Below are 24,294 nucleotides of genomic sequence, written 5' to 3'. Positions count from 1 at the left end.
CAACAAATACCTTACTATTCTGTTTCTTTTTTCTCAAATCTATAGCAATTAAACATGTATCAATTCTCAAGCACATTTTTTAAATTATTTTCCCCCTGATAAAAAAACGTAGAAATTTTTGGAAACGAAAGTATATACAAAAGAGAGAGTATTTTCATTTCACCTTTCTTTAAATAAAAGCCAAATAGCCGTTCATAATGAACGACTATTTGCATCCAACTAATACTTAGAATGTTTTTCATGTTAATCTATTTTGTTTAATCCCGTTGAAGTAACTTGATAGGTTCTTTTTTTGCCCATATATTCTTGTTTATTATTCTCAAGATTAATAAGTGTAGCGCGTGTTTTTTCCTTTACTGCTTCCCCTTCTATATGGGTAAACTCAATGTAATCTCCCACTTTTACGGGCACGGTTTGGCTTTCAGCAGTTTGTTGTCTATTCCCTACTATTTCCTTATTGTACACAACACCACCATTTGAATTCTTTACTGTAATACTTGCATACGTATTATTAAAGTAAGAATGTGGTACGCCTGCTTCTAAATTCACCTGCATTTTCTCTGTTGTCCTATTATAATCTACTTTTGCGATTTCTCTATCACTATATCCTTTTAAAGACCACCCAAAATGATTTCCATCTAAAACCGTTGTTTCTGGCATTTTTTCTACTTTCTTCAAGCCTTCTTTTGTAACTTCGTACATGCCTTTTTTTCCAAAACTTTCTTGTTTACTGTTACCTACATTTATTAAAGTAGCTCTATGCACACCTTCTAGATGTGTCAGCTCAACATAATCCCCTATTTTAACTGGAACTTTTTGCGATTCAGCATTTTGTTGTTTGTTCCCATAAATATCTTTATTGTATACTACTTTTCCTGATGCATTTTGTACTTTAATACTCGCATATGTTTCATTAAAATAATGATGTGGTACGCCTGCTTTTAAATCAATTTGCATCTCTTCTGTCGACTTATTAAAATTGACTTTTGCAAACTCGAAATCACTAATTCCTTTTAGTGACCATGCAAACTGGTTTCCTTCTAAAATATTATTTTCATTAGGCATATCTGGTTTAATTGGATTAGAATCCGTACTCTTCCAAATCTCTGCTGTTAAAATTGGATATCCTAATGCAGCTACTTTTTGAATAGTATCGTTATTTGGACGTAATCCCCACTTCTCAAAGAAAGGAATCAAATTTTGTTTGGCTACTTTTGATGCTGAAATCATAAATAATTGTTTTTTATTTTCATCAGTTTGTGGAAGTTCACTTGAAGGCATGTCTCTATACAATTGATGCAATTTAGGATAGAAATCCTCTCCATATGCTAGCTGTAGTTGCCAAAGCATAACAAGCTTAACAAAAACATCACTAACTTCGTCATAATTTTTATTAGGTTGTTCTAAGTATTGAAATGCCTTAGTATAAGCACCCTCTTGTTGCAATCTAAAAGGTTGATTAGATGTAAATGCTTTTTCTACAGAAAGGCTGTATATATTATTTTGTACTTCTGTCATATTATAAAATTTCCAAGGTGATTGCTGTCTCAAATGCCCTGCCTCATGCCATGGACCCCAACCATCTTTTATAAATTTATTAATATCTAATACATATTGAATTGCATCTCCTACATATGCAGTTCGATAAGAAGTCGCATACATATAATAATCGGGAGAATGATTTTCTTCTACGTAATGAACATAATGTTTATCTACTTGTTCTTCAGATAATCCAGCTACTTTGTCTTGAATTCGAGTAGCTTCATCCATCTTTTTTAAGAGTTGTACAGGATCTGTATTAGAACCCAACAAATATTTCTTAATACGTGCAGGACTGGCCGTAATTAATACACGTTCTCCTTTTAACTCCACTGCATGTGCATTTGGATATTGGTCCAGCATGTTAATTAAATCTTGTTTCGTATGCTTTCCTAGTTCAAAGAAAGGCGTAGTCGTTCCGCCTGTTGTAATTGTTGTTCGAATGGTACCACCTTGTTGTTTATTATAAAAATAAATCATCCCCCCATTTGGAGATTGGATTGTGTTTATACCTGGTTTTAATGTAAATGATTTTATCTTAGAATCTTCTCTCCAAGAAGCATCATATGAATACGTTCCAATATATACCTGAATATCTTGATTACCTTCTACATTAATCGTTATTTGTTCATTTGGTTTTGCATATAAACCAGTTGGTTCATATGGACTAAATGCCATACTTTTTCTTTCCTGTTGTTTTATTAGCTCAACATCCCCTTTTCCTGGGACTGTAAATGTTCTATTTTCTGATTTAACTGATTTTTCACTTTGCAGTGATGTCGATAAATTTTTTTGCTGCTCCTTTTGCTCCGCAAAGACATCTGATGAAGAAATCATTCCAGTCGCAAGCATAGTTACTGTAGCAGTAGCTGCAAGTATTTTTCTAGTTTTATATTTTGAATTATTCCCCATATTATCTCCTTCATTTTTCCTTAGTACTCTTAAGGATTTTTTGTTTTCTTCTTCATGTTTTTACAATCTAAACTATTCATACTATTTAAGTTGTATCTATTACTCTATATTTTTTCATAAACATCTCCTTTTCTTTATTTATTATTGTATATAAATGTTATTTGATGACACATTAAATAACAACTTTACGATAAACTCATCGATAACAGCTTATTATGTTTTGATTCTGTATTCTAAACTTCCATCCGATTGGAGAAATATATCCAATTGGAGAAATCAGTAAATAATTTTCAACATTTAAGGGTTGGAATCTCACAAAAAATTCATAAAAATTTTTCAGTTTAAAGGTCAATTCAATTGCAACTATATTTGTTTAAACTTCCACCTTTTTTGAAAAAAAGCATCTAATTCTACTTGAATTAGATGCTTACATTTAGTCCTTAGGACAAATATTCTAAACTATTTATGTGGTTGTAAATCTTTTTTTATTACTTCCCAGAGTGAATTATCTTGAGGCACCGGTTTACCCTCTTCATCCCATTTTATTTTTCCTGTTCCCAATTCATAATTCATCCCTGTCCATGTGTCTTCACGGAATGCATAGAATGATTTATGCCAACCTTTTTGGTTGAAGATAGAAATAAGATCTTGCATGTATTGGGTAGCTCCCGGAACAGTACGGTTAATTCCAAACTCCTCTGCAATAATTCGATTAGATGATACATGATTTTTCTTAGACCATTGTTGGATTGGCTTCAAAAATTTCTCTAATCCCTGCTTATTCCACATTACAGGTTTCTCTAAGTCTCCTACTTTTACTAATCCTGGATATTGATATTCTTTATTTTTCTTTTCACCTTGACTCGTTAATTCATATGGTTCATACATATGAAATGCGTAAAGCGTTTTTTTATCCTTTACTGGTTTTAAATATTTAAAAGCCCATGGAGTAGCATATAAACCTGAATCTAAAATAATTGGTGTTTCTTGGTCTACTTCACGAATGGAATTGATTACTTTTTGATACAATCTGTTTAAATCCGCTGTCGTTCCCTTCACTTTTGCATACCATTTCTCGTAATCTTCTGTCCAAAAATCATTATATCTATTATTTTTAGCTGTTTCTGGATGTGGTTCATTTATAATATTATAACCCACCACCGCAGGATAATCTTTTAATTCCAGAGCAAGGTCCTTCCAAAATTGACTTGCTTGTTCTTGATACCTCTCTTCTTCCCATATTCTGTCGTCATTCTTGTTATTATTAAATTGGCGCCATCGATCACCAGGTAAAGATAACATTGTAAGAACAACTTTCATTCCTTGTGATTGTGCGGCATCTAAATCCGCCTTTAATTTTTCTAAATCCTCCTTTACTAATCCCTGATAGTTATCTGCATTACCTATCAGAAAATCCTTTCCAGAAGTATCTGGTTTATCCTCAAATAGAAAATCTTTATCTTTTGCCCATTTATCAGGTGCTAAACGTACATATTCAATATTAGCTTCTTTTGCACTTTTATAGTTTTCAGGTAATGACGTACTATTCATGAAATTAGTACCCTTTCTTTTCGAATCCCAAAAACTAATTTTCGAATCGCCCTTGTGGTATGTATCAGCTCTTACATTCATTTCCTGTACTCCAAAACTCATCATGCCTAATAACGCAACAATTGGCAAAATTTTTTTCACAACTTTTCCTTCTTTCTCTTTATATTTAACACACATAACATACCTTTGTTTTGTTACAGGAATATGGCAAATTTCCATAAAAGCCTTTTTAGTTTATAAGATCGCAGCGTATTCATAAAAATGAATGAGATAATTAGAACATTGCTTCATTTTCAAAGAAACAAAAAAGGAATCCTTTACGGATTCCTTTTTGCAATTCACTCTTTTTCAAATGGTACATTTTGCACCTACTTTTAGTATACCTTATAATTCCCATAAAATAAATAAGATTAACTGAAATTCACTTCAAATTGTGATAGAAAACATAATTAAGAAGCGCAGATAACTAAATATTATCCCTTTTATTAAATAAAAAAGATTAAATAATTCCCCCTCCAAACTAGGACCCCTTTACACTTTTTACAAATATTTCTATAATTAGATAAACCAAAGCATTACCCCATTAACAAAGGGACTCCATAATTGGAGTCCCTTTGTTAATTAGCTATTAAAAATGATAGCATGTGATTATTGTATAATTTCTTCCTTTTTTAGATCTGCATATTCTTCTACGAAATCCCATAAACCTTGCTTTTCGAAGTAAGAAATACTTTTTTCACTTCTTCTAAGAGTTTAATTGCTTCATCTTCATTAAGAGAACGTAAAATATTGAAATGATATACATACTCTTCATTTCCTAATTCCATACAAACTGCTAATCCTTTTTCAAATTGCTTTAAGAATATACAAGCTGGCTCTAATTCTTTTTCACAAGAAGCAACTTTCACCTCATATCCCATTAACCCAAAATACAAGGAATATAGATACTTATTTTACTTTCAAAGGCTGAAACCTTGCTGCATAACTCCTGAAAATAAAGTGAAAAGAGGTTCAAATCCATATGGATAGAACCTCTTTTCACTTTATTTCATACATATACTGATTTTTCATTTATTCATTTTGTATTGTACTTAAAAAAACAATAAATTCATCATCATTTACAGGTTTACTGTAGTAATAGCCCTGAATTAGATAACATGCATTACGTTGTAACACTGTTAATTGTTCTTTCGTTTCTACCCCTTCTGCTATGACTTTCATGTTTAAAGTATGAGCAAGTGAAATAATGGTCTGTATAATTTCACCTCCATCAGTAGAAGTTCCAATCCTATTAACAAATTCTCTTGGAATTTTCAAAGTATCAATTGGATAAAGAGGTAAATACGCTAATGAAGAATAACCTGTACCAAAATCATCAATTGATAAATGTACACCAAATGATTTTAATGCTTTTAACTTTGATAAAGTTTCTTTTTCATCTACCATGGCGATTCGCTCTGTTAATTCCAAATTAATCGAATTAGCAGGTACTCCTATCTCTTCTATGGTATATATAATGGTTTGAACAAAATCTTTCTGTTCAAACTCTATAGCTGATAAATTTATCCCCATCTTTAGATTTGAAAAGCCCGCAGAATGCCATTCTTTCAGTTGTCGACACGCTTTCTGTAACGTCCACTTTCCAATTGAAATAATCTGCGCCGTTTCTTCTGCGATAGGTATAAACTCAAACGGAGAAATCAGCCCAAGTTCTGGATGTTGCCAACGTATTAAAGCCTCTGCACCAATAACCTTACCTTCCTTACTGTCAATTTGTGGTTGATACAATAAAAACAACTCATTATTTTCAATTGCATTTGGTAAATCCTGTTCTAATCGTAATCGACGGGTTACTTTTTGAGATAATGTCTCGTCATACATACAAACAGCATTGTTACCTTTTTCCTTTGCGCTATACATAGCGATATCAGCGTGTTGTAAAAGTGTAGTAGTATTTATTCCTCCAAATGGATACACTGCTATTCCTATACTAAGAGATAAGTAAAAACTATGCTGATTTACTACGAATGGTTCTTCAGTTATAAGAAATAGAGCTTTACACAAATTCAATAGCTGTTGCTCTGTTTGGTTATGGACAATGATTGCAAACTCATCACCACCTATTCTTGCTAGAGGAATTGTCGGTGAAAGACATGTCCTAAAACGTTTGGCAACTTCTTTTAAAACCCTGTCACCAATGGAATGGCCCAGTGTATCATTAATAGTCTTAAAGCGGTTTAAATCAATATACAGGAGCCCAAATTTATCCTGTGTTTTTTGCACACGCTTAATGGATCTATCTAATTCTTGTTGGAAGAATATACGATTTCCAATCTCCGTCACCGTATCATGGAATGCAAGGTAGTTTATCTCATCCTGTTGTTGTTTCATCCTCGTTATGTCTTTTACCATTACATAACTCCCAAAAGTTTGACCTTCTATCATAATAGGAACTATAGTGACATACCAAAACAGCATGTCCTTCTCATTGTTATTTTTCACACGCAACTGTAGTGAAGATGAAGTACATCGTCTCCCTTTCTTTATAGCCGCTTCCAATTCAGATTTATCTTCATCTAAAAAAATAGAGAAGCACTCTTTCCCTATTAATACAGCACTGTCTTTTCCTAATAACATACTTCCAGCCTGGTTTATATTTAATACGATACCAGTTGAATCAATCGTTAAAATAGGATCCGGATGATACTCATATAATGACTTAAATCTTTCTTGATTTTTTACCAAATCATTAGATTTGTTTATTAAATCCCTTGTTCTTTGAGATACTGTTTGTTCTAATTGATTATTAAACACTTTTAATGTTTCAGTTAAATCTTTGTTTTGCATTCGTACGATTGTATGACGAATCAGTACAAATACAAAAGCAATACAATTTCCCGTAATCAATGTAGCTGAAGACGTTTGCTCTTTCAAAGTAAAGCCAATTAAGACTGCAACTGCAAGATAAGGGAATATGCCAAGAAGTTTCTCTCCAAATGTCGGATTAATAATAAAATAATTTCTTTTAGAAGAAGCATCCTTTGGAATTGTAGCAGCAATAGCAATAAATAATAGGAAAACTCTATACAAACACCTTAAAAATATAACTGAACGCTCTGACAAATCACCTTGTAAGTAAAAATACAAATAGTCCGTAATAGCTAATCCAGTTAATACTAGGATAAAAATATACAATTTGCTTTTTGCATTGAAAATAGCAGGTCGAAAGATTAGTGTAACTCCAAGTAATAGAAGCAATAAATCTATAATCGGAAAAATAAATGAGAGAAAAACATCTCCAATTGATAAGAATAAGATATTTGCAGAAGGTTTATTAAATAAATACCACTCTAATGTAAAAATAGCAGTAACAACAATGCATAAATCACAAAGCAAATATGCTTTCTCCCATTTATTACATTCCATCATGATTTTATAAAAGAACGCAAAGAGAAAGAAGAATAAGAAAAGCAACAAAAATACATCAGAGATATTAAAATTTTTTATTGGTAATTCTACATTAAGTACTTGAAAAGCAGATATAAAATTTCCTATCAAGAAACAACCTATCGCAATAATAATGCAAACCCAGAATACTCCTAACTTAATTTTTCTGGATAATATAGAATACAGTAGTGAGATAAATACAGTAGTTTCAACAACTAAAGATGATAGTCGGATATTAAAATCTGATACGAAATAAAGACTTGGAAAAACAAATATAAATATAAAGCAAAAGCTTATATAAGCTATTAAAGCCAATATCAATACATAAAATTGCACATATGCATGTTTACGCAATGGACTCACCTTCTTGAGTTTTTTCTATACTTTTATTAAAAAAATGTCTTGATAGTGGCACAACTCCTACTAAATTTAAATGTGTGTTACCTATTATCCATATTATGACCTTTTTAAAAGATTTCTTTCTACATACAACAGTCTTGTTAACTTTTTGTAGATGTTTACAATTATCAATACTGAGGATTCCAAAAAGGATAAGCTGAAAAATGTAGTTTTTTAAGTATTTGCGTATCGTAAATTTGGCGGGTACAACTTATCTACCCTTTAAATATGAGATAGAATCTAATCCTCTATTGGATTATAGTTAGTTGCTACCTGTCACACTTAAAAAGGAATGAAAATATACTATCATTAACATAGCAATTCGAATTAGTTTACGGAACCGACTGTAACTATTATAGTTACAACAAAGGTTGATGTCAATTTCATATTCTCCCTTTTTAACGGACAAAAGACATGACCTATTGAACAAAAATTTGATGTTTATAAAAAGAGAGGTAAAATTTTATCTCCTTACTCAAAGAATTATAAATGATCTAGGATTAGATGAAATTGAAGCTAATATTGCATCTCCCTAAAAAGAATGTTACTCTAAAAATAGAATTATGAAAGGAATGATGGATGAATAATGATTAACTAATTTATATTTTAAGTTGAATTTTATAACTTCAAACTACAAAATATAGGGTTAGTCTATCCATTTTTAAAATTCAGTTCATACTTTATTTGTCATGATTCAAATGATTAATAAGTACTTATTAAGTATAGACGAAAGACTAATCCTTCCGATTACAAATTGGGGGATTTTTTTATTCCCGTTTAGCTTAGTTGAAACTTACTAATTGTTAAATGTACTTCACAAATAAAGGAGCGAAAAAAATGAGTACTTCAGACACTATTGTTACACATGTAATGCTCTATATAAGTCGTTAATATCCATCAAACTTATATAGAGGAATTAAAAAATGGATGGATGTTCCGACTTTATATGAAACGTTTCGATATATAAAGGAGGAATTATTATGTCAATGATAAAGGTCCAAGACTTAACTTTTTCATACCCAGGTAGCTTTGATAATATTTTTGAAAGTGTAAACTTCCAAATAGATACGGATTGGAAGCTAGGATTTATTGGTAGAAACGGACGAGGTAAAACGACATTCTTTAATTTATTGTTAGGGAATTATGAGTATAGCGGGAAAATCCTTGCTTCGGTAGAATTCAATTACTTCCCCTACTCTGTTTCAGATAGGAACAAATTCACTCATGAAATCCTTGAAGAAATTTGTCCCCAAGCCGCAGATTGGGAATTTCTACGTGAGATATCCTATTTAAATGTTGATGCTGAGGTCATGTACAGACCATTTAAAACATTATCAAATGGGGAACAAACAAAGGTGTTGCTTGCTGCACTGTTTTTAAATGCGGGTCAATTCCTATTAATTGATGAACCAACAAATCACTTAGATACAGATGCACGAAAGATAGTCTCTAATTATCTAAGGAAGAAAAAAGGATTTATTTTAATTTCACATGACAGAATCTTTTTAGATGGGTGCGTTGACCATATCCTATCTATTAATAGAGCAAATATTGAAATTCAAAGTGGTAACTATTCTTCTTGGAAGTTAAATTTTGATAGACAGCAAGAGCACGAGAAGGCTACAAATGAGCGTCTACAAAAAGACATAGGGAGATTAAAACAGTCTTCCAAACGATCAGCAAGTTGGTCTCATGACGTGGAAGCTTCAAAAAATGGAACGAGGAATTCAGGCTCTAAGTTGGATAAGGGGTTTGTAGGACATAAAGCAGCCAAGATGATGAAAAGAGCAAAAAACCTTGAATCAAGGCAACAAAAAGCTATTGAGGAAAAGTCAAAATTACTAAAAAATGTGGAAAAAACTGAGTCATTAAAATTGGAACAATTGCAATTTAAATCAAATGAATTGGTTACTTTGGTTGACGTGTCCGTTAAGTACAATGACCAAATTGTGAATGAGCCGATTAGCTTCATAGTTGAACAAGGTGACCGAATTGTACTTGATGGAACGAATGGGAGCGGAAAAAGTAGTATCCTAAAACTACTTCTAGGACATCCGATACAGCATACAGGCTTAGTTACTTTAGGTACAGGACTCATCATTTCCTATGTCCAACAAGATACTTCTCATTTGAAGGGGTCGCTATCAGACTTCATTGAAGAGCACAAGATTGATGAAACCTTATTTAAATCCATCCTAAGTAAGATGGACTTTGATCGAATTCAATTCGAGAAAGATATATCTCATTATTCTGGTGGACAAAAGAAAAAACTGCTTATCGCTAAAAGTTTATGTGAAAAAGCCCATATATATATATGGGACGAACCACTAAATTTTATAGATATCTATTCCCGTATGCAGATTGAAGAACTTATTCAACAATTTAATCCCACAATGGTTATTGTTGAGCATGATAAAGCATTTCAACAAACAGTTGCAACAAAAACTATATCTATGTAGCTCAAAACGAATACTTGAAAATATAATCATTAACTTGAGTCCTTGAACTATAAAAACCTTAATGACGTGTTGAAAAAAGCCTAATTTCTCTACAATACATTGAGAAATTAGGCTTTAAATAGTAATAACAGAATTCATAAATACTGAATAATTTACACGTTAGGTTTATCTGTTAATGCAGTAACAATCCTGTCCACTAAGTCTTCTGGCATCCATTCATGATTTGTATCGTTCGTTTCATTTGGCCCTAAAGAATCAATAAACTTTTTAAACTTTGGAAATAAAACAATAGAAGTGATCCAATGTATCGTATGATTTATGGAGAAGAAATGAAAAACTCCTTGCTTTTCACCCTCCTGTAATATTTCTTTTAACTGTTCAAAATTACCTATGAAATACGGTTTAATCTTTTCTAATCGTGCACTTTCCTTAATAATCTCCTCATATGCCAATGATCCAATTTCAGGGTTCTCTTTTATATGTTTAGTAAAAACCGTTAGATATTCTCTAAGGGCATCGATAGGTTTAAATTGATTCTTCTCAAGAAAATTGGGTAGCTCATTAGCAAGACCATATTTCTTAAACACCTCATAATATAGGTTTTCTTTCCCATTAAAATAGTAAGAGGCCATAGCAACATTCACTTTCGCTTCTTTTGCGATTTCTTGTATGCTCGTACCTTCGTAGCCACGCTCTCCAAATTTTTTCTTAGCAGCCTTTAAGATATTTTCCATCGTCTGCTCTCGAGATTTCCCCATTTCACACACCTCAAATAGTATATATTTCACTTCAAAAACCCAATAAGGACTTTGAATAGAGTATCTTTTTAATGAAATTTAATTATATATTTAAAGTGGTAACTTAACAACCGATGAAGTTCTGATTACTTTAAACAATATCCCCTTGCGTAGCATCAATAGTTTTCAAATACTTTACGCTCTTTTCTAATTGAGTAAAAGAATAGACAAAAAACATCTAATTTTATCTTAATTTCGTGTGCGAATAAAAACATAATAAGGACCAAAGTTTATCCATTTTATAGATAAACTTTGGTCCTTTCGTTACATTATACAGATTTAAAATAAAATGAAACTTTAATCAGCCCTCACCAATCAGGCTTTTAGGTGCAGCAGGGCCCCCACCTAACTTCTTTGCTTCCGCTGAATTTTGAGGTGAGGGGTCTTACTGCCCACAAATAGCGGGATAAACTAGTATACTCGTAGCTTGATGAGAGAATTATCCATCAATCGTCCATCATTTTCTGACTAGATCTGTTTAATCTCGATATAAGGTCCTTTAATGTTTAATTTGTTAATATCATTAGATATATTGCCTACAGTTGATTTTTCATTAAAAGTATAGACCTTTTCACCATTTACAAAGATACCCCAATTCTTATCTTCATAACTGATACCATAACCAGCATTGCTAGACGTAGCTTTGAGTTGATTTCCATTCATTGAAAGAGATAACTTCCCTTTTCCTTTGTTAAGTTTATCATTCACGCTGTTGATACTATTCATTTGTTCTTCAAGGAATTTTTGGTTATCAAGAGTAACTTGATGGTTTTTCCAGTCTAATTTATAGTGGTTCGTAAAGAATTCATTATATGTATCTTTATTATTTGTTCCCCACCATTTTGAACTTACCCACTCAATATTGTACTGATCTGAAATTCTACGATTTGTTATTTTTAAATCTGATGTAGTTTCTGTTTTATCAGCAGTAATAACCGCTACTACGTTTGGAGAAAAACCATATCCTGTTAAAGCTGGTACTGTATCTTTTGAAACAAAATTATTCGTTCCTTCATTATAACTACGTGATTTCATAAATAGTTGATTACCATAGAAAGTATTGAATGAATCACGATTATAAATTCCCCACTCTGGGAAATTAAATGATTGGAATCCTACTTTCCAATTTAATTTCTTATCTGTGTGAGTCTCTAATACCGTTTTATAATCTACTTGATCATAAGATACACTTTCTTTCCAAGCAAAGCTACCTGTGATACTTGCATCGGCATTTGGCCCTTTATCATTTACTCCTACTTTAACACTTCCACCAAGTGTATACCCTACCTCAGAAGTGACCTTTGCTGAAGTCATTGTATTAACTGGGGCAGCTTTATGGAACTGAGCACTATCACCACTTGTTATTTCTGCTTCAGTATGATAAGCTGATGGCCATTTTAAGCCTGCGTTATAGTATCCACTATTAACTGTATATTTAGCATCAATATTACTACCATCAGTGGTCACAATTGCAATCTTTTTATCTGCGTAAGGATCCTCAATAAAAGAAACCTTTATCGAATTTTTGATATTCTGCTTCATGTCATAAGTAGTTTTAAAACTATTATAGACCTTCCCACCATTTTGAAGATTTTCTACAGTTCCTTTAGAATCTGCAAATGCAGATGTTGCTTGTAAACTAAATGATCCAGACATAATAACGGACGCTACCGCAACACATTTAGCTATTTCTTTTGCTTTTTTCATACAGACAGCCACTCCTTCTTAAACATTTAAAAGATATAAATATATTATTTCTAGTTCGCAAAAATAGAGATAGATTCATAGCCATACAATATAGAAATTCATTAACTTTTATGACACTAACTAAAAACACATGTTTCACTAATCTTCCTCTCACTATTATTGATAACTATTATCAATAATATTAAAACATAAAATAAAAATTTAAACAATAATTTTAAATACAAATTTAAAATTATTGTTTAAAAAAACACAAAAAAATTATAGAATTCTTCATTTCGAGAATTACTATATTTTCAATTACTTATTACAGCCTATATTCAGATACATTATTTCCTTTCCATTCATAATAATCTAAAATTCCTTCATAAATGGCTTCTGCTGCAATTTGTCTGCCATCTTCCGTAGATAATTTACTGTAATCAATACCATTATCTATAAACGCCAGTTCCGTCAACACAGCTGGCATGTCATTTTCCCTTATTACATGAAGGTCTCCATGTTTAACTCCTCTGTCTCGTGTTTGAAGTGCCTCTACTAAACGTGTTTGAATTTTTTCTGCTAAAACACGACTTTCTTCCACATGAGGATTTGTTTTTTCGGATTTAGAAGATTTATAGTAATATGTTTCTGTCCCTTTTGCATTACCATTAAAAGCATTTGCATGTACGCTTATAAAGATATCACCCTGATTTTTCTTAGCAAATTTAACACGTTCCTGTAAAGAACTTTTTTGATCATGCCCCGGTCTATTATCAGATTGACGAGTTAATAAAACTGTAAATGGTGTATGCTTTTCAAGTAATTGTTGTAGACGTAAAGAAGTGTCTAGTACAATCTTACTTTCAGGTAATCCCTTTGTGGATTTCCCAGGATCTTCGCCACCATGTCCAGGATCAATAATGATTGTTTTGCTTTCTAATGGGTTTTGGGGACGATGTTGCATCATATCTGTTTTTGCAGTAAGTTGAGCAGCTTCAGCACGTGTTATAAATCTATTTGGTTGCCAACCGTTCTCAGTACCATTGGAAATTTTCAAACCGATTAAAATATTGGCATATTTTTCTCCCCAATGCCCTTTTAAATCTTCAAATTTAACCTGCTCATTATGATTTGCTGCGCTTTGTAGTTTATATGCATTTACTAGCATCGTAGCCATAGCAGCACGAGTTACTTTTCCGGATGGATTGAAGATTCCATTACCCTCACCTTTAACAATACCAGCTTTTTCAGCAGCAGCAATATACGGAGTAGCCCAGTGGTTTTGTGAATCTGTAAATGATGGTTTTGCATTAGAGTCAATTTGTATACCTAAAACTTTTGTCATAATTTTTGTAGCCGAAGCTCTGTCTAATGAGTCATTTGAACCGAACGTTCCGTCTGGATAGCCATTCAATACCTGTTTATCAACTAAATAATTAACGGATTTGTCCGCCCATGCAGGAACATCTGGGAACTTATGAGTATTTGCAAATGTATTAGATGAGTAGGTTAATAGACTTCCAGCAAGAATTCCTGTAGCAATTAATTTGTATTTCAAAATGTAACACCTCTATCAAATTATTACAATTTGGTAAATATATCATTTATAATTAATCTTTAAATAATACGACCTTGAATAAAGAATAGATTAAGTTGTTTATATTAATATATATCAGATAATAAATTTAAAATCGAATTATTGCTCCAAAAATAATCCTCGGACATACACTTATAGATAAAGATTATTAAATATACTCACCAACATTGTGTAACCAGTATAGTTACTTATACATACGAGTGTCAATTAAAATAACCTTACAATTTTGTAAGATAATCACCTTAATAGTAAATCAAGTAATTATTAAATAATATAAATAGTTACTAGATATAATAAAATAACACTCTTAAATTTTGAACAAAAACTAATTGTTTTGATAGGAAAATAACTTATAACACCCACATTGTTAACAATGCTTTTGAATCCTACTTTACTCTATAATTCTCTGTTATATCCCAACGTGAATGCTCCTATAATATAGTCAATTGCTGCAATGAATATATTCCCTCAAAAAACATCTCCAGAAGCCATCGAAAGTAGCCTTTATTAATACACCTACACAATCCATCTTTTCACTCCCCTAAGACATCCTCAAATTTTACAAGGAATGAAAAAAGAAGAGGGATACCTTCCCTCTTCACTAAAAAAATTAAAAAACACCTTAATTTATATCCCCTGCCTTTTACAATCTCACGTCTATTGATAGCCCGTTTAATTCTTCAATTCTATTTTCATAGATTCATGTATTCTTCTAAAGTCTGCTTTTGTTCATATATATTTTCAGCAATATCTCCTACATAGCGAATATGCCAAGGTTCATATGCATAACCTGTAATACTTTCCTTCCCCTTAGGATAACGAATGATAAACCCTGCACGATGCGCGTTTTCTTTCAGCCATTTTCCTTCCTTCGTATTAGCAAAAGATAGCTCTAATTCATTGTTCGCACTTTTAGAAGAAACATCCATTGTTAACCCTGTTTGATGTTCGCTATGTCCTGGTTTTGCCGAGAAGCGATCCGTATGCTCTTGTCCTTTTCTTTTCACATTGTTCGCATACAGTCGTTGTTGATAATCATAGGAACGAAATCCCGAAACAGCATTTAACTGAATCCCCTCCTGCTTTGCTAAATCAAATAACTTTTCCAGTGCTTCTGCCGCCTCTTTACGGAGGTGGCTCTTTTCTACCGTTCCACTAAATGAGAATGGTACATTTGGTACAACTAAATCCTCTGGTTTATAGTCTTCGGGTAATCCATATTCCTTATTAACTACAGCCTGTATACTAGCAAAAGAACTTTCATTGTATTTTGATTGCCCTTTTCCTCTACTATCTTTCTCTTTATTTATGGAGTTTTCACGAGATTCATAGTTCGTCTTATCTGGTTCTTTACCAATAGATTGATTGGTGTAAATTATAAAAAGACCTAACATCATAATTACACAACTGAAAATCCCTACTAATTTAAGTCTCATTATTCATTTCCTTCCTGCAACTCTTACTGTTTCTCGTTCATAATATCTCAACCATATCAAATTCATATTAATTTGAAGTGAACTTTTGTTCTTAACATATTTCTTAATAGAAAGACTATATATCCTTCTATTTGTTTGACATCATTAAGATGCTCACAAATATAAATAAATTCTATGGCTACATATAGATAAAAAATCTAAAAATTTATATAACCAGATTAGAAGTGTAGCATATTATTGTTGAAGGGTCTTGGTATAATGCTAGGCATTAATGTAAAAAAAACAAATGAAGAGTTAATTATTTCATGGCGATTGGCGGAGATTACAATTCCATTACGTGATGTGATTGAGGTTACCGAAGATGCTACCTATGCTGGTGTTGAAGACGTAGATGTAATACGTATTGGAGCAGCTTATGGGACAACAGACCGTATTTTAATTAAAACAGTAAAACAAAATTATATATTATTTACTACAAATAAAGTTGCTATTTTAAATGCCATTCAGACTTAAATATAGGAGTTTTCTTGGCTAAAATGATAAAAATAAGCACATCTTGTTATAAAAACAGATGTGCTTATTTTTAATTTCTATGCATTTTTACGTTTTAAGAAAATCACTCCACCAACAATTAACAGTAATGCTCCTGCAGCCATAGAGATCCAACTTGTAAGATTAGTACCTGTTTGTGGTAACCATCCAATTTTAGATTGGATTTCTTTCTTAGGTTGTGGTTGTTCTTTTACTTGCTCGTTAGGTTGCTCTGGTGTTGGAGTATTTTCATCCGAATTCGGCTGTTCTGGTTTAGGTTGTTCCGGCTTTACCTCTTTAAATTTCACTGTTTGTCCCTTATCTTCAATTTCAGCGTGAATAGCTATTAATATATTATCTTGATACAGTTCTTCAAATACTACTACTTCTTTACCTTGTAATGCAGAAGCATTACATGTGAAATCTAGTATGATAGAACCATTCTTCTCTTTAGCAGTAAACTTAGATTCTACTGTTACCTCTTTACCATCAACTAATAATGGCTTGTTTGTTGCTTTATCCATTAGTTTACCTTTTACAACGTACTCTTTACCCACGATTAAGTCTTTGTATTCCACTTTATCTTGGATTGTTACAGATTTAGAAGCGTCTAACTCTTTAGAACCATCAGCTTTATTTGTAGCTGTCGTTTTAATAGAAGGTTCTACAAACCGAACTGTTTGACCTACATCATTAATGTCAGCATGAGTTGCAATTACTTGACCTTCATGTAATAAGTCTTCAAACACGACTACTTCTCTTCCTTGCTGTTCAGCACCAACAAAAGTAAAGTCTAATGTTACAAAACCGTTCTTTTCTTTTGCAGTAAACTTCGTTTCAGCTGTTACTTCTTTTCCATCAATTAATAATGGTTTGTTAATAGCTTTGTTCATAAGTTTACCTTTTACAGTGTACTCTTTACCTACAACTAAGTTAGTATACTCCACTTTGTCTTGAATAGTGATAGAATCCTTTGAATGAATCTCTTTTCCACCATCAGCTTTGTTTGTAGCTGTCGTTTTTACTGATGGCTTAACGAACTTAACTGTTTGACCTTTATCATTGATATCAGCATGTGTCGTAACAACTTTTCCGTCTTTCAGTAACTCTTCGAATACTACTACTTCTTTTTCTTCTAAACCAGTTGCATCAAAAGTAAAATCTAGTGTAATAAAACCATTTGCTTCTGTTGGTGTAAACTTCGTTTCAGCAGTTACTTCTTTACCATTTACAACTAATGGTTTATTAGTCTCTTTATTCATTAATTTACCTTTTACAGTGTACTCTTTACCTACTTGTAGATCTTTGTATTCCACTTTATCTTGGATTGTTACAGACTTAGACGTGTGCATTTCTTTTGTACCATCTGTTTTATCAGTAGCTGTTGTTTTTATTGAAGGAATCTTTTCATCTTTGACAATGTGTTTAATGATTTGACCATTCTCTTTAATTTCAAAAGAGAACGTTTCTTCATTTAATACATAACCTTTTGGTGCAACAGTTTCTTTATATGTGTATTTTCCAAATGGTAACTTTTCAAATTTAGCGATTCCTTTATCGTCTGTTTTTCCTTTTACTACTTCTTTTCCTGCTTCGTTATAAATCGTAAATTCTGCATTTGGAAGCTTGTTATTTCCATCAGCTACATCTACCTTTGTAATTTCTAGATCACCTTTGATAAGATGATTAACTGCCAATAACTCAATAATCTTTCCATGTTCCTTTATTTCGAACATAATTGGTTCTTTAACAAGAACATAACCATTTGGAGAAGCCTTTTCTACAAATGAATATTTACCATACGCTAAATCTTTGACGTTAATCTCACCATTTTTATCTGTTTTATATTCACCAATTACTTTTCCACTTGCATCTTTTAGCTCGAATTCTGCACCTTCTAATTTTTTACTAACATCTTCATTATCCACTTTAAGTAATTTTACACTACCTTTTACTTCTGTATTTTCCACTGTAAAAGTAAGTGTTTTATTGTGCTCTTTAATTTCAAAAGGATACTTTGTTTTATTTCCAATATATCCATTAGGTGTTTGTGTCTCTAAGAAATAATATTTACCATACGTAAGACCTTCAACGTTTGCAATTCCATTTTCTTTTGTTACTACTTTTTTCACTTCTTTACCATCTTCAGTGAAGACTGTGAATTCAACATTTGGTAAAACCTTTCCTGAATCACTAAGCTTTTTAATTTCGATGTTACCTTTTACTTTGTTATTTACTATTTGGACAGCTCCTGTTTCTCCTGTCTTAACTTCAATAGTTTGTGGTTTATCATCTGAAACATAGCCTGTTGGTGCTTTAATTTCTTTTAATGTGTAAGTACCAATTGGTAAGTTGTTTAATTCTGCTATACCATCAGCACCAGTCGTGATTTTTCCAACTGATTCATTATTTGCATTAAAGACCTCAAATACTGCATCAGCTAAAACTTCTCCATTTTCTCCAACCTTTTTAATTTTTAAAGAACCAGCTGCTTCCCAATTTACTGCAAGATCACTACTAAGCTTTTCTTCATTTCTTTCTAATAGTACTGTAGCATTCTGAACAGTATCCGTACCACGGTAAGCAATTGCTTGAACTTTTGTTAAGTTTGCAGCAACACTTAGATTAAATTCACCTGTTTTAGTATTTTTAGGAATTTGGATACGGAATTTCTCTCCAACTGAAAGTTGATCTTTCACTTCACCATTTTCACTAACAATTTTTACTCCATTAGGTGCATTTTTTGCTACTACTTTATAAGAACCACCCTTAGCATTTGTTTGTACTGTATATAGATTTGTTTCGAAGAACTCACCTTTTAATTCTGCTTTTTGTTTTTCAACTGGGATAACATTCATATAAATATCTTGTGTATCGCCGCTATTGTTAGCAGCATTGATAATTGCCTTAGCTGCTTTTTCAACATTTTTATTCTCATGTTTCAGTTCATTTACATCAAGTTGACCTAATGCATTCCAAACTGCAAGCTGAGTTGCGTAGTGTGCCTCATTCTGATTAGCTACTCCCAACTGCTGAACACTTTTTTGCGGGAAACCGTTTAATAGGACCCTATATACTACATTATCTGTTTTCCCCATTTCAGGAAGATCTTCACCATTTGGTGATTTTAGTCCAAGAGTTAAGCAATAAGCAATTTGACCACTTGAATTTTTAATCATTTCAGTTCGAATGTGCTTTCCTAAACTATTACTATAACTCCAGTTCATTGAATATTTCTCGTGCGTCATAACCTCTGCACTAGCCCTAGGTAAAAATACATTAAGGAATAATGCCAGTACTGATAATAATGTAAAAACTCTTATAATGACTCTCTTACCCAATTTTGTAACCTCCCTAGAATAAATTAATCCGAGTATATATCGCAATATCTAAAACATTCACGATCGACCCCATTATCATTATAAAACAATAAATTACAAATATTAAATAATTTTAATGAAATAGTCAAAAAATTTACACATTTTATTATTTATCAAGTTTTTTAACGAATTTACTATATACAAATTCTAAAACACGCCTACAATTTAAAAGACAAATATGTATGTTAAATATATAAATAGCAATTCCTTTGCTCCAGTTATTAATCTTCTATTAACCTTCCCCTTATTAAAAATAGCCTTTTCATTTTCTTGTTAATCCGAGTAATTTATACACCTCTTTTAATCTATTAATTCTCTATTGCGCTCCTTCATTGAGATATAAGGGTGACTCTTCATTCAAAGAATAAAGTAAAACTTTATTCAGCCCGATCCCCATCTAACTTCTCTGCTTTGAGCCTTACTGCCCACAAATAGCAGGATACATTATGCAACATTGCATTTGATAATCATTTTTAATGTAACTATAATGATTACATGATTACTATTAGTCCAATATTCTACATGGAGGTTTTATTATGCTTAAAAAAATTATTGTATCTTCTATGGCGCTTACTATGTTCGGTGGAGCTGCAACTATGCTAGAGGCACCTACTGCTCAAGCAGCTTCTTATAACTCAACATCATCCTCTTACTTTGATGTCACTCCTGAAGAGGCCGTGGCTTTCTATCAATCTCAAGACTATAAAAAATTAAAAGTATTTTTGGATGACTTTGAAGCTAGAAACCCTTATGCCCCAGGTGGAGGCTACGCTCAAGGTAGTGTACGTATGCAAAAATTCAACGATGCTCTTAGAGATGCCAAATTAACAAATGTCTACCAAGAATTTATTAGAATCTCTTACTACAATCATTATCCAGAACCAAAATAATCACAACGGATAAAGTGAAACTTTAATCAGTGGGGGTTTACTGGCAGCCCGACCCCCACCTAACTTCTTTGCTTCCGCTGAATTTTGAGGTGGGAGTCTTACTGCCAGTTAATGCGGGATTAAATGTTTATTATTTCTATAACTTAGCCTAATTTTAAATGTATAACCTAAAAATAATTACTAAAAACCACTCATATAAGAGTGGTTTTTCTATTTCCCCATATAATTTAGCTGAATATTACATCATCTTTATTTTAATATCTTTTATAGTAGACATTCTCTCGTTGACACAAACTAGTAGATTAGCAATGAAAATATCAAAATATATTTATAGGTGGTTGGAAGTAATTGTTTTCTGTTTAATAGCAAAAAAGAACACCCTCTCACAATTAGATAAGGTGCTCGTTTTCATTTTTATCGGTAATTCTCAATTCAATTTAGCTTCTTTCCAATAAGTAAAGATTAAATTAACTTAAAAACAAAGCGTTTTAAATTTAATTCATAGATCTTACTGAAACTTGGAATTGCCCCTTAGAACCATCATCATTTGAAACGTAAATTTTATATGTTCCATTCGGTAATGGAGATAAAGCATTCCGTACATTTGTAACATTAATTTGTTGTTCTCCAGGTTTTATATAACCACCAACAATTAGCTCTGTATTTGGACCTTTTACACTATATCCCATTGTATTTTGACCATTATTTTTCATAGAGAAGCTTAAGTCAGTACTCCCATCATATACGAAAGAAGTTTCAGCCTCGCCACTATAATCCATTGTTTGGGTTAATAATAAGTCTGCAGAAACATGTTCAACTACATGAATTGGATCATTCGTTTTGTGTACTTCTTCAGCATAAGTATTATTCCCTAACACACCAAGTGTTAATGCTGAAACTACTCCACAACTAAGCACTAGTTTATTTAACTTCATTTTAAGTTCCCCCTTGATGTTTGTATTCTATTACCATCATACATCCTTTTCCAAGTGCGTTTTTATGTAATAATTCATATCTATAAAACTATATATCTTAACTTTTTGTATTAACAGTTATTGAGAACCCCACATAGATAAAGCTACAATATTACGCTTCATAAAAAACATGTAAATTTTAAAGTCTTTTTCTAACAAAGTTTTATACGAGTAAGTACCAAAATACTCACATAAATAGCATTTCTATTTCAGATAAAATGTACTAATAAAATTTTTCTAAAATTTCACTTTGTAATTTGATATATTCCATGTTAATATAACGGAGGCTACAAAACAGAAGTCACCACGCATATCATTTTCACAGAATATTCATACTTAAAAAACCTTATTTTATCAGTAACTAAATCCCGATTTTACCCATACAAAAGTTAGTTGATAATTTCATATGTACATAAATTTAAATAGATTTTTTCTATTTTCCTTATCAATTTTAATACGAGTAATATAACAGCATGTTTTTCAAGTACCCTTCCTTTTTTAGATAAAAAGTCTACTAATACTAAACATCTATGTCCAACTCATACATAATTCTACTTACAAACTATCGGAGATGCAAAACTATGGGAATTTCTACTCTTTTATTAAATACCTTTATTATAATAATTTGTATCCTTAGCTATCACGTATTTTGGCTAGAGTTTAAAGAAAAAACAACATGTAATAATATGTTATTTTCTATCCTTTCCTCCATTGCTATTATTTTTTGTATGACTTTTCCTTTTCATTTACATGTGGGATTTATTTATGATTTACGTTTTATTCCTATTATATTAGTTTTTCTATATGGAAATACAAAAAACATTATTTTTATAGGAATTTTATATCTTTCTTATCGGTTTTACTTAGGCGGAAATGGCGTTCTTCCATCATTTATTATCTTCACTATTATTTTTGGTATAACAATGCTCTTTCGTTACCTATTACCTATGTATATTAAAGAAAAAAAAGTATTATTAAGCTTACTCCTTATTTTAGTATGTACAACTTCACTTTCTATTTGCGGTATTGTAACTCAAATAAATACAGGAGGGAAAATAGACTCTACTCTCATAGAATTTTTATTAAATTATATAGTCATTAATATTTTCACAGTATTATTATCAGTTTATTTAATAGAGGGAATGATTGAGAAATATAAAATGGAAGAAAAACTGCAACGGGCTGAAAAATTTTATATAGCTAGCGAACTAGCGGCGTCAATTGCACACGAAATCCACAATCCACTAACCACGATACATGGATTCACTCAATTATTAAATGAAAAACATGCCTCTAAGCTATCTCAGGATCAATACTTAGAAATCATGTTAATTGAAATGCAGCAAATACAATCTACTATTAATAACTATTTATCTTTAACCAAACCACAGAACACCCTAAAAGAGAAAATAGATATTAATCACATTTTAAATCAGGTGAAAGATACTATTTCACCACTCGCTCTATCATACAAAGTTGAAATCAAACAAAATAGTACAGATTCCTTTTATATAAATGGGGACCCCGAAAAATTCAAACTCTGTCTAAACAACATCATCCAAAACGGAATTGAGGCTATGAAAAATGGTGGATTATTACAAATAAATATACAAAAAGTAAAAGGAAATATCATAATTGATATTATTGATTCAGGAATTGGGATGTCATCTCAACAAATAAAACGAATTGCTTTGCCATTCTATTCAACAACAGAAAAAGGAACTGGGCTTGGTACTATGATTGCTTATAGTATTATTAGAGAATTAAACGGAGATATAGAGATAGAGAGTGAATTAGGTAAAGGGACACGCTTTTCTATTAGTATCCCTTGCTAATGTGATAAAAATTTTCTGTTTAGTTAATTATATAAATGAATTTTAAGAATCCCGCTAGCTAGCTTACTTATTAATTATCTTAAATTTATAAAATAATAAGGGTCAGAGCTTATCTATTGTTACAGATACACTCTGATCCTTTAGTTTAATTACAGTAAACGCACTTAATATTTATAACTTTTCTTACATCTGGATGAAATAATAGTTTATCTCTTTTACTAATTAGATTTGTTTAATGTAAATATAGCATCTCTCGACACTTAATTTGTTATTATCGTTAGGGACATTTCCTACAGTTGTTTTTTCATTAAAGTACAGACCTTGTGCCGTTCATTGAAAAAGACAACTCCCCTTTTACTACTTCACTTCCACCGTATAATTCCCTGTTCCACCACCATACTGATACACATGTAAATAATACTTCCCTGGATACGTGTAGTAACTACCTACTAGTTTATTCCCTTGTTGCTGAGCATACGTAACATAATTATTTAAATCTGCTTCAGAATAAAGTACCCAGTTCATTCCGATATTATTTTCATTCGTTACGTTAATTTGAAGATTTTTAGCAGTCTCCACATTAATTTCAAAGAAATCACTTGTATCTCCATTTCCTAAACTAGCACGTAAAACTTGATTTAACTGCAGTTTGTTTGCTGTTTGGAATGAGTTATTCGGTTCTTTTTCTAAACTGTTATCTTCTTTCTTTTGAACAGTTACAGTCGCTGTAGCAGTATTAGATGCTCCTTTATCGTCTGTTACTGTTAATTTCGCTGTATACGCTCCTTCTTTTGTATATACGTGAGTTGGATTTTGCTCATTACTTACAGTACCGTCTCCAAACTCCCATTTATATGAAGT

Annotated in this window: 15 protein-coding genes; 4 read left to right on the top strand and 11 right to left on the bottom strand. The window is 31.7% G+C overall.

What is annotated here, in order from left to right; genetic code table 11:
* Positions 1–243: 243 nt before the first annotated feature.
* From MR167_RS16750 to MR167_RS16735, 4 genes are all read right to left on the bottom strand, one after another.
* Positions 244–2,451 (bottom strand): M60 family metallopeptidase, encoded by a 2,208-nt coding sequence (locus MR167_RS16750; RefSeq protein ID WP_016077401.1) that lies wholly within the window; start codon positions 2,449–2,451, stop codon positions 244–246.
* 459 nt (positions 2,452–2,910) lie between these two features.
* Positions 2,911–4,179: a glycoside hydrolase family 5 protein gene (locus tag MR167_RS16745; RefSeq protein WP_025989072.1), complete on the bottom strand. Its 1,269-nt coding sequence runs from the start codon at positions 4,177–4,179 to the stop codon at positions 2,911–2,913.
* 512 nt (positions 4,180–4,691) lie between these two features.
* Positions 4,692–4,922 (bottom strand): hypothetical protein, encoded by a 231-nt coding sequence (locus MR167_RS16740; RefSeq protein WP_002162674.1) that lies wholly within the window; start codon positions 4,920–4,922, stop codon positions 4,692–4,694.
* 151 nt (positions 4,923–5,073) lie between these two features.
* Positions 5,074–7,803: a sensor domain-containing protein gene (locus tag MR167_RS16735; RefSeq protein WP_242315038.1), complete on the bottom strand. Its 2,730-nt coding sequence runs from the start codon at positions 7,801–7,803 to the stop codon at positions 5,074–5,076.
* 1,025 nt (positions 7,804–8,828) lie between these two features.
* Here MR167_RS16735 and MR167_RS16730 point away from each other — a divergent pair.
* Complete coding sequence (locus MR167_RS16730; protein ID WP_000061802.1) at positions 8,829–10,307, top strand: Lsa family ABC-F type ribosomal protection protein; 1,479 nt, start codon at positions 8,829–8,831, stop codon at positions 10,305–10,307.
* Between the two features lie 152 nt (positions 10,308–10,459).
* On the opposite strand, the gene hlyIIR is transcribed toward MR167_RS16730, so the two are convergent.
* The 4 genes from hlyIIR to MR167_RS16710 form a co-directional block, all read right to left on the bottom strand.
* Positions 10,460–11,065, bottom strand: coding sequence for a hemolysin II regulator HlyIIR (hlyIIR, locus tag MR167_RS16725; RefSeq protein WP_000520485.1), 606 nt, complete (start codon positions 11,063–11,065; stop codon positions 10,460–10,462).
* A 507-nt stretch (positions 11,066–11,572) separates the two neighbouring features.
* The gene (gene hlyII, locus MR167_RS16720) at positions 11,573–12,811 is read right to left on the bottom strand and encodes a hemolysin II HlyII (RefSeq protein ID WP_000709372.1); all 1,239 of its coding nucleotides are present in this window, start codon (positions 12,809–12,811) and stop codon (positions 11,573–11,575) included.
* Between the two features lie 304 nt (positions 12,812–13,115).
* A complete protein-coding gene (locus tag MR167_RS16715) occupies positions 13,116–14,348 on the bottom strand; it encodes an N-acetylmuramoyl-L-alanine amidase (protein ID WP_000875666.1) in 1,233 nt (410 codons plus the stop codon).
* A gap of 731 nt (positions 14,349–15,079) precedes the next feature.
* Positions 15,080–15,823, bottom strand: a complete 744-nt coding sequence (locus tag MR167_RS16710) for a M15 family metallopeptidase (protein ID WP_074789825.1) — start codon at positions 15,821–15,823, stop codon at positions 15,080–15,082.
* A gap of 258 nt (positions 15,824–16,081) precedes the next feature.
* Between MR167_RS16710 and MR167_RS16705 the strand changes: the two genes are divergently transcribed.
* Entirely contained in the window at positions 16,082–16,336 is a 255-nt protein-coding gene (locus MR167_RS16705) for a SunI/YnzG family protein (protein ID WP_000900697.1), read from the top strand.
* Between the two features lie 77 nt (positions 16,337–16,413).
* Here MR167_RS16705 and MR167_RS16700 read toward each other — a convergent pair whose 3' ends face one another.
* Positions 16,414–19,695: a VaFE repeat-containing surface-anchored protein gene (locus tag MR167_RS16700; protein ID WP_242315036.1), complete on the bottom strand. Its 3,282-nt coding sequence runs from the start codon at positions 19,693–19,695 to the stop codon at positions 16,414–16,416.
* A gap of 575 nt (positions 19,696–20,270) precedes the next feature.
* Here MR167_RS16700 and MR167_RS16695 point away from each other — a divergent pair.
* Positions 20,271–20,624, top strand: a complete 354-nt coding sequence (locus MR167_RS16695) for a hypothetical protein (RefSeq protein ID WP_242315034.1) — start codon at positions 20,271–20,273, stop codon at positions 20,622–20,624.
* A 494-nt stretch (positions 20,625–21,118) separates the two neighbouring features.
* Here the strand turns inward: MR167_RS16695 and MR167_RS16690 are convergent, their stop codons facing one another.
* Positions 21,119–21,559 carry a hypothetical protein gene (locus MR167_RS16690; RefSeq protein WP_000773517.1) on the bottom strand — a complete coding sequence of 147 codons (441 nt, stop codon included), beginning with the start codon at positions 21,557–21,559 and terminating at the stop codon, positions 21,119–21,121.
* A 620-nt stretch (positions 21,560–22,179) separates the two neighbouring features.
* Here MR167_RS16690 and MR167_RS16685 point away from each other — a divergent pair.
* Positions 22,180–23,433 carry an ATP-binding protein gene (locus tag MR167_RS16685; RefSeq protein WP_242315033.1) on the top strand — a complete coding sequence of 418 codons (1,254 nt, stop codon included), beginning with the start codon at positions 22,180–22,182 and terminating at the stop codon, positions 23,431–23,433.
* A 357-nt stretch (positions 23,434–23,790) separates the two neighbouring features.
* Here MR167_RS16685 and MR167_RS16680 read toward each other — a convergent pair.
* Positions 23,791–24,294: PKD domain-containing protein (locus MR167_RS16680; RefSeq protein ID WP_242315031.1), on the bottom strand; the 504-nt coding region annotated here is incomplete at its 5' end.

This window comes from Bacillus cereus group sp. BfR-BA-01355 (assembly GCF_022663675.1).
Classification (GTDB): Bacteria; Bacillota; Bacilli; order Bacillales; family Bacillaceae_G; genus Bacillus_A; species Bacillus_A thuringiensis_S.
The sequence above is the reverse complement of the archived record's forward strand: the minus strand, read 5'-3'. Positions and strand labels throughout refer to the sequence as shown.

Bases quoted from the DNA above. Each gene is read 5' to 3' on its own strand.
- MR167_RS16750 (WP_016077401.1), bottom strand. From the start codon at position 2,451: ATGGGGAATAATTCAAAATATAAAACTAGAAAAATACTTGCAGCTACT.
- MR167_RS16745 (WP_025989072.1), bottom strand. From the start codon at position 4,179: ATGTGTGTTAAATATAAAGAGAAAGAAGGAAAAGTTGTGAAAAAAATT.
- MR167_RS16740 (WP_002162674.1), bottom strand. From the start codon at position 4,922: ATGGGATATGAGGTGAAAGTTGCTTCTTGTGAAAAAGAATTAGAGCCA.
- MR167_RS16730 (WP_000061802.1), top strand. From the start codon at position 8,829: ATGTCAATGATAAAGGTCCAAGACTTAACTTTTTCATACCCAGGTAGC.
- hlyIIR (WP_000520485.1), bottom strand. From the start codon at position 11,065: ATGGGGAAATCTCGAGAGCAGACGATGGAAAATATCTTAAAGGCTGCT.
- hlyII (WP_000709372.1), bottom strand. From the start codon at position 12,811: ATGAAAAAAGCAAAAGAAATAGCTAAATGTGTTGCGGTAGCGTCCGTT.
- MR167_RS16710 (WP_074789825.1), bottom strand. From the start codon at position 15,823: ATGAGACTTAAATTAGTAGGGATTTTCAGTTGTGTAATTATGATGTTA.
- MR167_RS16705 (WP_000900697.1), top strand. From the start codon at position 16,082: ATGCTAGGCATTAATGTAAAAAAAACAAATGAAGAGTTAATTATTTCA.
- MR167_RS16695 (WP_242315034.1), top strand. From the start codon at position 20,271: ATGCTTAAAAAAATTATTGTATCTTCTATGGCGCTTACTATGTTCGGT.
- MR167_RS16690 (WP_000773517.1), bottom strand. From the start codon at position 21,559: ATGAAGTTAAATAAACTAGTGCTTAGTTGTGGAGTAGTTTCAGCATTA.
- MR167_RS16685 (WP_242315033.1), top strand. From the start codon at position 22,180: ATGGGAATTTCTACTCTTTTATTAAATACCTTTATTATAATAATTTGT.